Raw genomic sequence first — 12,275 nt, forward strand, 5'->3', positions numbered from 1 at the left:
ACAGGCCGTCTACCTCAATCGTCGCCGAGCGACAGCAGCGAGGCGTTGCCGCCTACTGCCGTGGTGTTGGTGGACGTGGTGCGCTCGTTGGCGAAGCGCAGCAGGTAACTCGGGCCGCCCGCCTTCGGGCCGGTGCCGGACAGGCCGCAGCCACCGAACGGCTGCACGCCGACCACCGCACCGACCTGGTTGCGGTTGACGTAGAGGTTGCCGATCCGCGCCAAGGCCTCGATGCGCGCCGCAGTTTCCTCGTTGCGGCTGTGTATGCCGAGGGTCAGGCCGTAACCGGTGGCATTGATATCGGCGACGACCTTTTCCAGATCCGCCGCATCGAAACGCACCACGTGCAACACCGGACCGAAGTGTTCCTTCTTCAACTCGTGGATCCCGCCAATCTCGAACGCCACCGGTGCGACGAAATGACCATTGTGGCTGCCCGGCAGCTTGGCTTCGGCGATCAGCTTGCCTTCGGCCTTGAGCTGCTGGATATGCGCCAGCAGACCATCACGGGCGTCGGCATCGATGACCGGGCCCAAGTCGTTTTCGCGCAGATGAGTCGGACCGACTTTCAGCTCGGCCATGGCGCCCTTGAGCAGTTCGATGACACGGTCGGCAATGTCGCGCTGCACATAGAGCACGCGAAGAGCCGAGCAACGCTGGCCGGCGCTGGTGAAAGCCGAGCCGACGGCATCCTTGACCACTTGCTCGGGAAGCGCGGTGGAATCGACGATCATCGCGTTCTGGCCGCCGGTTTCAGCGATCAGCGTGGCGATGGCGCCCTCCTTCTCGGCCAGTTGGCGGTTGATGATGCGCGCCGTGTCGGTGGACCCAGTGAAGCACACGCCCACCACACGTGGATCGCGGCAGAACACGCCGCCCAGGGTGGCGCCGTCGCCCGGCAGGAAGGCAATCGCGTCCTTCGGCAGGCCGGCTTCGAACATCAGTTCCAATGCGCGCGCAGCGATCAGGCTGGTCTGCTCGGCCGGCTTGGCCAGGACGGTGTTGCCTGCAACCAGGGCCGCGGTGATCTGACCGAGGTAGATCGCCAGCGGGAAGTTCCAGGGGCTGATGCAGACGAACACGCCGCGGCCTTCGTGGAACAGCTCGTTACGCTCGCCGGTCGGGCCCTTGAGCTCTTCGCGACCCAGCTTCAGACGCGCCTGCTGCGCGTAGTAACGGCAGAAGTCGACCGCTTCACGCACTTCATCGATGCCGTCCTGCAGGGTTTTGCCGGCCTCTAGCGTGCACATGGTCATCAGCTCGGCACGGTTGGCTTCCAATAGATCACCCAGGCGCTCGAGAATCCGCGCGCGCTGCTCGACCGGTGTGGCGTTCCAGCGCGGCCAGAACGCGGCCAGACAGTCAACGGCCTGCTTGGCCTGCTCGGCGGTGGCGAACTGCGCGGTGCCGATTTCTTTGCCCAAGTCATACGGGCAGTGCACCTTGCTCGGTGTGCCGGAGAGCGTCTGCCCTCCAATGACCGGCGCCGCTTGCCACTGACGATCAAGGAAGGTCTGGTAGGCGCTGGACAGTTCGTTCCACTGAGTCTGGATGTTCATGTTGATGCCTTGCGAGTTGGTCCGGTTGCCGTACAGCGCCGGCGGAAGCGGAATGCGATGGTTACCGAGGGTCTTAAACTGACGCAGCTGGGTCACCGGGTGGTCGATCAGGGTTTCCACCGGCACGCGCGGGTCGACCAGTTGATGGACGAACGACGAATTGGCGCCGTTTTCCAGCAGACGTCGCACCAGATACGGCAGGAGATCCTTGTGAGCACCGACCGGCGCGTAGATGCGAACGTTCTTGCGGTACTTCTCGATCACCGTGTCGTAAAGCGCGTCGCCCATGCCATGCAGGCGTTGGAATTCGAACTCACGCGGCGCCTTCAGCTCGCCGACCATATTCAGGATGCAGCTGACGGTATGCGCGTTGTGGCTAGCGAACTGCGGATAAATCACATCACGGGTGTGCTCGGACAGGAGGTAACGCGCGCAGGCCAGATAGGAGGTGTCGGTGCCTTCCTTACGGGTGTAGACCGGATAGCCATCCAGTCCCTGGACCTGGCACTGCTTGATCTCGCTGTCCCAATAGGCGCCCTTGACCAGACGCAGCGGAATGCGCGCGCCCAGCTCCTTGCCCAGCAGCGTCAGCCAGACCAGCACCGGCAGACAACGCTTGGAGTAGGCCTGAATGACCAGACCGAACTCGCCCCAGCCAGCAACGGCAGGGTCGCGCATGAGTTTTTCATACAGTTCCAGCGATAGTTCGAGGCGGTCGGCCTCTTCAGCATCGATGGTGATGCCGACATCAAGCGAGCGCGCTAGAACGGCCAGCTCGCGGACGCTCTCGAACAGCTCGGTGAGTACGCGCTCGCGCTGGGCCACTTCGTAGCGCGGATGCAGTGCAGACAGCTTGATCGATACCGACGGACGCGGGCCAGAACCCACCTGAGGCTCGGCACCGACGGTCTTAACCGCCTGACGGTAGTCAGCCATGTATTTGGCGGCATCCTCGGCGGTCAGTGCCGCTTCGCCGAGCATGTCGAAGGAATAGGTGTAGCCCTTCTCACGCTCCGGGCGACCGTTCTTCAGCGCTTCGGAGATGGTGCGACCCAGCACGAACTGCTTGCCCATCAACTTCATCGCCTGGTTCATCGCGGCGCGAATCACCGGCTCGCCGGAGCGCTTGATCAGCCGGCCAATGACATTCTTCGGGCGGCCGTCGGTGTTGTCCGGGTCGACCACCTTGCCGGTCATCACCAGCCCCCAGGCGGCGAAGTTGACCAGCACGTTGTCGCTCTGGCCGAGGTGACGCTCCCATTCGGCGGCGTTGAGCTTGTCGCGGATCAGCGCGTCGGCGGTGGCCGAATCCGGCACGCGCAGCAACGCCTCGGCCAGGCACATCAGCATCAGCCCTTCGTGGGTATCCAGGCTGTACTGACGCAGCAGCGCATCGAGGGTGTCGACGGCGTTATCACGGCCGCGCACCGCCTCGATCAGGCTGCGTGCCTCACGGCGGATGGCTTCGATGCCCTCATCGCCGGGGTCAGCCAGCTGCAGTAGCTCATTCAGATAGGCCGCCTCGTCAACGCTGTAATTGGCGCTGATGGCGGGGAAGAATTCGGCGGCTTTCAGATTGGCGAAATCGCCCTGCAAGACTTGACCGGCTTTGAACATCGCGCCGCTCCTCTCGTGGAGTGTTGTTCGAATCAGATTAGCGGACGCGCACGCCAGTGATTACACGGCAGCGGACGCCAAACGGTAGGGGAATCTACGGCGAGAGGGTTTTGTGTTGTTGCGCGAAGCTACTGAACTTTTGCAAAAAACTACGGGATTTCAAGACTGCACCGCACGTCTCAGCGTTAGCCAGAAAAACTTCAGCGTTCGCTGCTGCGCAGGCGCTTTGGCGTGAGTCCGAGATAGCGCCGGGTCGCGGTAGTCAGCGCACTCTGACTGGAAAAACCGCACTCTTCGGCGATGCGTACCAACGGCAACGGGCTTTCGCGCAGCAGCCGGGCCGCACGATCCAGACGGCTTTTCAGCAGGTATTGATGCGGCGTGAGGCCTACGCTGTCTTTGAACTGCGCGTGGAAGTGGCTGGGGCTCAGGCAGGCGACCTGGGCCAGTTCGGCGACGGTAATGCGGCGCGCCAAGTTGGTTTCGATATGGGCATCCAGGCGGGCGATGTCCATTGCGCCGGTCGGTCGACGCGTCGATTCACCGAACACTCGCAGATGCAATGCCCGCAGCAGCACGCCACCCAGCGCACGCGCCAGCAATGGATCGCTGCCGTAGCGGGCCAGTTCGGCACCGGCGTAATTGAGCAGATTCTGAAAATCGGCATCCAGCGCCGGATAACGCGGGGTCTCGAACAGCTGGGCCAGCAGCCGAGGATCATCGGCGCTCAGGTCCTGCTCGTCGAGATCGATGATCAGCATGCGGTTGTCACCCTTGCCGGCGAACTCATGCTCGGCATGACCCGGCACCAGGCAGGCGCGCATGCGGCAGACTTCCCCACCCGAACCATCCACTTCGAACTCCGCACTGCCGGACAGCGACAGCACCAATTGGTGGTAATCGTGTGCGTGTTCGTGGGCCTGATCATCGAGGCGAAGCAGACGTGCGTTGAGCATGGCGGGGTACCTGGCTTGTCGCCGCACTCTACCGGAGCCGACCGGTTTTTTACAGTTGCCGGGAATGCGCGGCCAATTGGATTGAAATCATTTGCCGCAGACCCATCTAAAGAGCACGTACTCGCAACAGGTGCCGCATGAACGACGACATCAATCACCAATTCGAGCAGGACGATTCATCCACTGGACTGGTACTGCCGGATCAGAACCTGCCGGACAAGCTGTACATCATTCCGGTGCATAACCGGCCTTTCTTTCCCGCTCAAGTCTTGCCGGTCATCGTCAACGAAGACCCTTGGGCTGAAACGCTGGAGCTGGTTGGCAAGACGCCGCACCAGGGCCTGGCCCTCTTTTATATGGACACGCCGGCGCAGGACGCCGCCAGTTTCGACCCGGACAGCCTGCCCGAGCACGGCACTATGGTCCGCGTGCACCATGCATCGAAGGAAGGTGGCAAATTGCAATTCGTCGCCCAAGGCATGGCACGGGTGCGCATTCGCGGCTGGTTGCGGCGCAAGCCTCCCTACCTGGTCGAGGTGGATTACCCGCAGAGCGATGAGGACCCGCGCGACGAGGTCAAGGCTTACGGCATGGCGCTGATCAATGCGATCAAGGAATTGCTGCCTCTCAACCCGCTGTACAGCGAAGAGCTGAAGAACTATCTCAACCGGTTCAGCCCGAACGCACCGTCGCCCCTGACCGACTTCGCCGCTGCGCTGACTACGGCACCCGGCCTGGAATTGCAGGAAGTGCTCGACACCGTGCCCGTGCTCAAGCGTATGGAAAAGGTGCTGCCACTGCTGCGCAAGGAGGTCGAGGTCGCCAAGCTGCAGAAGGAACTGACCGGCGAGGTCAATCGCAAGATCGGCGAGCGTCAGCGCGAGTTCTTCCTTAAGGAACAGCTGAAAATCATCCAGCAGGAATTGGGCATCACCAAGGACGATCGCAGCGCCGACGCCGACGAATTCCGCTCACGACTCGAAGGCAAGGTGCTGCCGCCCGCCGCCCAGAAGCGCATCGACGATGAGCTGACCAAGCTGTCCGTTCTGGAAACCGGCTCGCCGGAATACGCGGTGACGCGAAATTATCTGGACTGGGCGACCTCGATGCCCTGGGGTCTGTACAGCGAGGACAAGCTCGACCTCGAACGCGCACGGAAAATACTCAACGATCATCACGCCGGGCTGGACGACATCAAAAGCCGCATCATCGAGTTTCTCGCCGTCGGGGCGTTCCGCGGCGAGATCGCCGGGTCTATCGTGCTGCTGGTCGGTCCGCCAGGCGTGGGCAAGACCAGCATCGGAAAATCCATCGCCGAATCGCTGGGGCGGCCCTTCTACCGTTTCAGCGTCGGCGGCATGCGTGACGAAGCGGAGATCAAGGGTCATCGGCGGACCTATATCGGTGCCCTGCCCGGCAAGCTGGTGCAGGCGCTGAAGGAAGTCGAGGTGATGAACCCAGTCATCATGCTCGATGAGGTCGACAAGCTCGGCAACAGCCATCAGGGCGACCCGGCCTCGGCGCTGCTGGAAACCCTCGACCCCGAGCAGAACGTTGGCTTCCTCGACCATTACCTGGATCTGCGCCTCGATCTGTCCAAGGTGCTGTTCGTTTGCACAGCCAACAGCCTCTATTCGATTCCCGGACCGCTGCTCGACCGGATGGAAATCATTCGGCTGTCCGGCTACATCACCGAAGAAAAGCTCGCCATCGCCAAGCGCCATCTCTGGCCGCGGCAACTGGAGCGGGCCGGCGTACCTAAAAATCGCCTGTCCATCAGCGACAGTGCATTGCGCCATTTGATCGAGGGGTACGCGCGGGAAGCAGGAGTGCGCCAACTCGACAAACAGCTTGGCAAGATGGTGCGCAAGGCGGTGGTCAAGCTGCTCGACGAGCCAGACAGCAAGATCAAGATCGGCCCGAAAAACGTCGAAAGCTATCTGGGCATGCCGTTCTGGCATCCCGAACAATTGCTCACCGGTGTCGGCGTGGTCACGGGGCTGGCCTGGAACAGCATGGGAGGCGCCACACTGCCGATCGAGGCGACACGCATCCATACGCTCAACCGCGGATTCAAACTCACCGGCAAGCTCGGCGACGTGATGAAGGAGTCGGCCGAGATCGCCTTCAGCTATGTGAACGCGCACTTGAAGGAATTCAAAGGCGATCCGAAGTTCTTCGATCAAGCTTTCGTGCATATGCATGTGCCCGAAGGCGCGACACCGAAGGACGGCCCCAGCGCCGGCATTAGCATGGCCAGCGCATTGCTGTCGCTCGCGCGTAATCAGGCGCCGAAAAAGGGCGTGGCGATGACCGGCGAGCTGACCCTGACCGGCCTGGTGTTGCCCATCGGCGGCTTGCGCGAGAAGGTGATCGCCGCGCGACGCCTGAAACTCTATGAACTGATCATCCCTGAGCTGAACCGCGGGGATTTCGAGGAGCTACCGGACTATCTGAAGGAAGGCCTGACGATGCATTTCGCCAAGCGCTTCAGTGATGTGGTCAAGGTGCTGTTCTGACGATCCAGTGCAGTGTCGGAGCCCTTCCATTCAGGCTCCGATAGCCGCAATCTTGACCACCGAGCGTGCTGGCGATCCGTGCCCAGGCATCGCCAGCAACCTGCTTCTTGGTAAAAGCACAGCCTTTACGATTGGCCGCAGGCGCCTTATGGTTCGACGCAAGCCCGCCTATATAGAGCCCCGTTCGCCCATGTCTACACTGCCCCGCCTGCTGTCATTCGCCTCCGTGCTGCTGCTTGCCGGCTGCGCCAGTAAGCCCTCCGGCAGTGTCGCGCTGAATGACGACGCGGCCTGCCCGTTGTCGTTGCAGCGTGGCCAGACCTTGATCCTCAGCCTGCCCAGCAACCCGGCCACCGGTTATCGCTGGCATCTTCGTGAAGTTTCGTCCGAACAGTTGAAGAGCCTCGGTCCCGAGGTGTTCAGCTCGGCGAAAAACGATCTGATCGGCGGCGATGGTATTTCCACCTGGCGTTTCCAGGCCGAACAGGCCGGCGCAGGTCGGCTGTACCTGACCTATCAGCGTCCATGGGAGACCGAGGACGAGCCCGCCGGCCTGTTCGACTGCCGTATCGAAGTGCAGTAACCGCGACTGCCTTATCCGTGCCGATCGTCCAGTCGGCAACGGCGACACGAGCGGCTTTCCGCTACAATGCCGCCCCTGTTTTTCAGCCTGTCCAGACACCGCCGTGATCCACGACCCAGACCGCCTGTTCGCCCAGCCCCTCGCCCAACCCCAGGACTTCGCGTTCAACGAAGACGTGGTGCGCGTGTTCCCTGACATGATCAAGCGCTCGGTGCCGGGTTACCCGACCATCGTCGAGAACATCGGCGTGCTGGCGGCGCAATTCGCCCAGCCGAATACCTGCCTCTACGATCTCGGCTGTTCCCTGGGCGCGGTCAGCCAGGCGCTGCGCCGGCACGTGAAAACCGACAATTGCCAAGTCGTTGCAGTCGACAACTCATCGGCGATGGTCGAGCGCTGCCGCGAATATCTGCATGCTCAGGATTCGATGTTTCAGGAATTGCTGCCCGTCGAGGTGATCGAGGCCGATGTGCTGGCGCTGCAGTACCAACCGACTTCGCTGGTGGCGCTCAACTTCACCCTGCAGTTCATCCCGCGCGAACAGCGTCCGGCTCTGCTCGGCGCCATTCGCCAAGCGCTGGTACCAGGCGGCGCGCTAATTCTCTCGGAAAAGCTGCGCTTCGAAGACGAGCAGGAGCACGCGCTACTGACCGACTTGCACATCGCGTTCAAGCGCGCCAATGGCTACAGCGAACTGGAAATTGCCCAGAAGCGCAGCGCCATCGAGAACGTGATGAAGCCCGACAGCCTGGAAACCCACCGCCAGCGCCTGCTGGACGCCGGCTTCTCCAAGGTGGTGCCGTGGTTCCAGTGCCTGAATTTCGCCTCGTTGATCGCCCTGCCATGAACCTCGATCTGACTCCCCTCGCCTGGCGCCTGGCCGGCACCCCGCTGGCCGCATGGGCCAATGGCCTGCAACAGCAACTCGACGCCAAGCTCGCCATCGGCCACGGCGATCTGCCGCGCTGGCGTCGTGCCGTCGATGCGCTGCCTGACATTCACCCCAGCGCCGTCGAACTGCGCGATGCTTTCCGTCTGGAGGCCGAGTGCAACGACGACGCTACCCGCGCCGTCACCCGTGATGCGCTGTTCGGTCTGTCGCCATGGCGTAAAGGTCCGTTCGATGTGTTCGGCGTGCACGTCGACACCGAGTGGCGATCCGATTGGAAATGGGATCGCGTGTCGCCGCATCTCGATCTCGCCGGCAAGCGCATCCTCGATGTCGGCTGCGGCAACGGCTACTACATGTGGCGCATGCTCGGTGCTGGCGCCGACTCGGTGGTGGGTATCGACCCGAACTGGCTGTTCTTCTGCCAGTTCCACGCGATGAAGCGTTACCTCGGTGAGCTGCCGGTCTGGCACCTGCCGATGGCCCTGGAGGAACTGCCGGCCAAGCTCGAAGGCTTCGACACGGTGTTCTCCATGGGCGTGCTCTACCATCGGCGCTCCCCCGTCGATCACCTGCTGGACCTCAAGGACTGCCTGCTCAAGGGCGGCGAGCTGGTGCTGGAAACCCTGGTGGTCGAAGGCGACGAACACACCGCGCTGGTCCCTGAAGACCGCTATGCGCAGATGCGCAACGTCTGGTTCCTGCCCTCGGTAGCGGCGCTGGAATGCTGGCTGCGCCGCGCCGGGTTCGCCGATGTGCGCTGCGTGGACGTCAGCGTCACCAGCATTCAGGAGCAGCGCAGTACCGACTGGATGCGCTATCAGTCGCTGCCGGAATTCCTCGATCCTCAGGATCACAGCAAAACCATCGAAGGGCTGCCGGCACCGATGCGTGCCGTGCTGATCGCACGCAAGCCATAGGCTTACGAGTTCGCTTCCTGGCACCCGCGTCGGCAACGCTGCTCCGCCACTATCTGTCTTAAAGGCATGCGCTCCCTCTCGACGAGTCGCGAGCGGCTCAGATCACGCCTGTCCAGTTGTTGGTCGCTGAGCCTGAGCAGGCACCGGTACAAGCGCCGTTTCCGCCAGGCCACGAACCAATCGGTCAATAATTGCTGAAGTTCGACTGGCCACATGGCCGGCATATAGAACTCCGGCACTGCTGGCCGGTCCCGATCGCCAATCACGTCACGTTTGTGCTGCCGTTCTGGCTGACGTTCTAAATCTCGCATCGCATCCTCCTGCTAAGAGGGCGCATGGGCGCACCCGATACCAACCGACCGTCATTCGCGATCGGCAGAATCAGATTGAGCGCCCTTGACGATTCAGACAAACGACTACAATAAAACCTCAGGTTCAAGAAAATTGAAGGTCATTCCATGCCAGGTATGCCCGAAGAACTTCCCCAATCCGCCATGCCGCTGCTTGAAATCGATGTGCTGCGTACCTTCGTCTCGATTGCCGAAAGCGGCAGCTTCACACGAGCAGCCGGACAGATTTTTCGCACCACCTCGGCCGTCAGCATGCAGATCAAACGGCTGGAAACCATGCTTGGCTGCACGCTGTTCGTTCGCGAAGCCCGACGCATCGCACTGACGGCCGATGGCGAGCGCTTGTTGGGCTATGCCCGGCGGTTGCTCAAACTCAACGAGGAAACGGTCAACGCCTTCATTGCGCCGAGGCTGGTCGGGCGGGTTCGGTTCGGTACGCCGGGCGACCTCGGCACGCATATCCTGCCGGGCCTGCTGTCACTGTTCGCACGCACTCATCCGGGAATCGAGGTCGATGTATCGGTGGGTCGTAGCCTGGACATGATCCAACGCATCGATGCCGGCGAACTGGATGTCGCACTCATTAGTGTCGGCAACCTTGGCCAGGACGACTCGCGCGGCGAGACCATTCATAGCGAACCATTGGTCTGGGCTGGTCGAGCGGGGGGCGTCGCGGTCGAACGCAGCCCTCTGCCGCTGGCGCTGGCGAGCCCCGGGTGCTCGTGGCGCCGTCAGGCGCTGGACGCGCTCGACCGTGCAGGCCGTTCTTATCGCATCGCCTATTCCAGCGAGCAATGCGCCGGACAGGAAGCGGCCATGATGGCCGACCTGGCGGTCGCGCCCTATCCGTTGAGCCTGATCAGGCATCCGCTGAAACGTCTGGAAGAAAGCAGCAGCCTGCCCAAACTCGGCGACTACCAGATAAAACTGCTACGCGCCGCAGACTGCAGCGAGCCGGTGGACGTGCTCTCGCGGCATGTCATTGCGGCCTTTATGGCGTATCACAAGTAGTCGGTCTGATCGGGTGCGACAGGAGAACGAGAGGCAGTATGGCGAATGGTTGATTGGCGCAGGTCTGTTGTTGCTTCTGCTCGGTGTGGTGCTCCACTACGCGCCCGGGTTGCTGAGCTGGTTTGGCAGGCTGCCGGGCGATATCCGGGCGATATCCGCATCGAGTCGGAGCGCAGCCGTACCTTCATTCCCATCACGTCGATGATCATTCTGAGCGTATTGCTGACAATTCTGCTGAATCTGTTTCGGCGCTGACAGGCTGTCGAGGCGACCGTAACGCAGGACCGCCGCACTCATCAGCCTCGTGCTGCGGCGGTGAGGATTAGGTGCTTCATTTCCTTGACGGCCTGCTTGAAGCCGACGAACAACGCATGGGCAACGATCGCATGGCCGATGTTCAGCTCGTTGACGCCACGGATCGCCGCGATGGGCTCGGCGTTGTGGTAGTGCAGGCCGTGCCCGGCATTGACGATCAATCCGTGGCTCAGACCGAACTCGACACCCTCGCGAATTCTCGCTAGCTCGCAGGCCCGTTCGGCCACGCTATGCGCATCGGCGTAACGTCCAGTATGCAGTTCGATAGCCGGAGCGCCCAAGCGTGCTGCCGCTTCGATCTGCCGCGGATCGGCGTCGATGAACAAAGAGACCTCCGCACCGCAGGCGGCCAGGCGAGCAATGGCATCACGAATGCGCGACTCCTGGCCAGCGACGTCGAGGCCACCCTCGGTGGTGAGCTCCTGACGCGTTTCCGGCACCAGGCAGACATGTTCCGGACGCAACTGCTCGGCGAAAGCCAGCATCGCCTCGGTCACGCCCATTTCGAAATTCATCCGGGTCTGCAGCGCGTCCTTCATCATCAGCACGTCGCGCTCCTGGATGTGCCGACGGTCTTCGCGCAGATGCACGGTAATGCCGTCAGCTCCCGCCTCTTCGGCGTCCAGCGCCGCCTTGACCGGGTCCGGGTAACGGGTGCCGCGCGCCTGCCGCAGCGTCGCAATATGATCGACATTGACGCCCAACAGGATTCGATTGGCTTCAGTCACGCGGGACCTCCTTTATATTCATGAACAATTCACGGCTGACCAGAGGTCGACCACCCAGATGTGGCGCCAGCGCCTGGCGCATCAATCGCTTCGCTGCGGCTAGAGCGCCAGGCACTTCCCAATCGGCCTCGGCCATGGCCAGGAGTTCCGCGCCATTGAATAGCCCCGGCTGAAACTGACCGACAGGCTCGAGGCCGGTATCCGGCAACAATCGATAAAGCCCGGTGCTGACGATCGGCTGCCCAGCGATGTCTTGATCGAGGGCGAACCCGTAGCCGAGCTCGGTCAGCAATCGCCATTCGAAAGCACGAAGTATGGGTTCGAGCGGGCGCTTGGCCGCCAGCGCAGGCAATGTCGCGGCGTAGTGATCAAACATGGTCGGGTGGGCATCTTCAGCGGGAAGCAGGCGAATCAGCAATTCGTTGAGATACATGCCGCTGAACAGCGCGTTGCCGTCGAGCCAGTAGGCTTGGCCGGCGCTTTCCAGCCGCCCGACATTCTTCAGCTCGCCACGCCCACGAAATTCCACCTCGAGCGGCACGAACGGCCGCGCCAACGTTCCCGCCTTCCCACGCGCCCCACGAAGCACGGCGCGCAACCGCCCTTCGGGCGTGAAGAAATCCACCAAAGCACTGCTTTCGCGATAGGGACGGCTATGCAGGACGAAGGCGGTCTGGGAAAGCATGGGGTCCATGGCTAGGCGCTGGAAGCTGGAAGCTGGAAGCTGGAAGCTGGAAGCTGGAAAACTTGGGCCAATCCCCTGGCCTATACCAGCAATCGGTTCAAGCTTGAAGCCGCTCGCCCCCAGCCTCCAGCGCTCTTCTCGTC

9 protein-coding genes and 1 pseudogene are annotated in these 12,275 nt (G+C 62.1%); 6 read left to right on the forward strand and 4 right to left on the reverse strand.

Annotated elements, in window-relative coordinates:
• Positions 1-14: 14 nt before the first annotated feature.
• A complete protein-coding gene (gene putA / locus GYM54_RS08020; protein WP_181100587.1) occupies positions 15-3,176 on the reverse strand; it encodes a bifunctional proline dehydrogenase/L-glutamate gamma-semialdehyde dehydrogenase PutA in 3,162 nt (1,053 codons plus the stop codon).
• Between the two features lie 200 nt (positions 3,177-3,376).
• The gene (locus tag GYM54_RS08025) at positions 3,377-4,132 is read right to left on the reverse strand and encodes an AraC family transcriptional regulator (protein ID WP_197445587.1); all 756 of its coding nucleotides are present in this window, start codon (positions 4,130-4,132) and stop codon (positions 3,377-3,379) included.
• Positions 4,133-4,269: 137 nt separating this feature from the next.
• Here GYM54_RS08025 and lon point away from each other — a divergent pair, with 137 nt between their 5' ends.
• From lon to GYM54_RS08055, 6 genes and pseudogenes are all read left to right on the forward strand, one after another.
• Positions 4,270-6,651 (forward strand): endopeptidase La, encoded by a 2,382-nt coding sequence (gene lon, locus GYM54_RS08030; protein ID WP_197445586.1) that lies wholly within the window; start codon positions 4,270-4,272, stop codon positions 6,649-6,651.
• A gap of 190 nt (positions 6,652-6,841) precedes the next feature.
• Positions 6,842-7,234, forward strand: a complete 393-nt coding sequence (locus GYM54_RS08035) for a protease inhibitor I42 family protein (protein WP_197445585.1) — start codon at positions 6,842-6,844, stop codon at positions 7,232-7,234.
• A gap of 106 nt (positions 7,235-7,340) precedes the next feature.
• Positions 7,341-8,081 carry a carboxy-S-adenosyl-L-methionine synthase CmoA gene (gene cmoA, locus GYM54_RS08040; RefSeq protein ID WP_181101468.1) on the forward strand — a complete coding sequence of 247 codons (741 nt, stop codon included), beginning with the start codon at positions 7,341-7,343 and terminating at the stop codon, positions 8,079-8,081.
• Complete coding sequence (gene cmoB / locus GYM54_RS08045) at positions 8,078-9,043, forward strand: tRNA 5-methoxyuridine(34)/uridine 5-oxyacetic acid(34) synthase CmoB (RefSeq protein WP_181100573.1); 966 nt, start codon at positions 8,078-8,080, stop codon at positions 9,041-9,043. Before cmoA ends, cmoB begins: the two co-directional genes overlap by 4 nt.
• Positions 9,044-9,510: 467 nt before the next feature.
• On the forward strand, positions 9,511-10,404 hold the full coding sequence (locus tag GYM54_RS08050) for a LysR family transcriptional regulator (RefSeq protein ID WP_197445652.1): 894 nt from the start codon (positions 9,511-9,513) through the stop codon (positions 10,402-10,404).
• A gap of 13 nt (positions 10,405-10,417) precedes the next feature.
• Positions 10,418-10,659 (forward strand): annotated as a pseudogene (locus GYM54_RS08055) (DUF2905 domain-containing protein).
• A gap of 41 nt (positions 10,660-10,700) precedes the next feature.
• Here GYM54_RS08055 and pdxJ read toward each other — a convergent pair.
• Together pdxJ and recO are read right to left on the reverse strand one after the other, a co-directional pair.
• Positions 10,701-11,447: a pyridoxine 5'-phosphate synthase gene (gene pdxJ, locus GYM54_RS08060; RefSeq protein WP_197445584.1), complete on the reverse strand. Its 747-nt coding sequence runs from the start codon at positions 11,445-11,447 to the stop codon at positions 10,701-10,703.
• Entirely contained in the window at positions 11,440-12,132 is a 693-nt protein-coding gene (recO, locus tag GYM54_RS08065) for a DNA repair protein RecO (RefSeq protein ID WP_374105182.1), read from the reverse strand. Before recO ends, pdxJ begins: the two co-directional genes overlap by 8 nt.
• Positions 12,133-12,275 lie beyond the last annotated feature (143 nt).

The sequence above is a fragment of the Pseudomonas sp. MTM4 genome, assembly GCF_019355055.1.
In the GTDB taxonomy this organism is placed as follows: Bacteria; Pseudomonadota; Gammaproteobacteria; order Pseudomonadales; family Pseudomonadaceae; genus Stutzerimonas.

Excerpts from the sequence above, each read along its gene's own strand:
- putA (WP_181100587.1), bottom strand. The coding sequence starts at position 3,176 with ATGTTCAAAGCCGGTCAAGTCTTGCAGGGCGATTTCGCCAATCTGAAA.
- GYM54_RS08025 (WP_197445587.1), bottom strand. The coding sequence starts at position 4,132 with ATGCTCAACGCACGTCTGCTTCGCCTCGATGATCAGGCCCACGAACAC.
- lon (WP_197445586.1), top strand. The coding sequence starts at position 4,270 with ATGAACGACGACATCAATCACCAATTCGAGCAGGACGATTCATCCACT.
- GYM54_RS08035 (WP_197445585.1), top strand. The coding sequence starts at position 6,842 with ATGTCTACACTGCCCCGCCTGCTGTCATTCGCCTCCGTGCTGCTGCTT.
- cmoB (WP_181100573.1), top strand. The coding sequence starts at position 8,078 with ATGAACCTCGATCTGACTCCCCTCGCCTGGCGCCTGGCCGGCACCCCG.
- GYM54_RS08050 (WP_197445652.1), top strand. The coding sequence starts at position 9,511 with ATGCCCGAAGAACTTCCCCAATCCGCCATGCCGCTGCTTGAAATCGAT.
- recO (WP_374105182.1), bottom strand. The coding sequence starts at position 12,132 with ATGCTTTCCCAGACCGCCTTCGTCCTGCATAGCCGTCCCTATCGCGAA.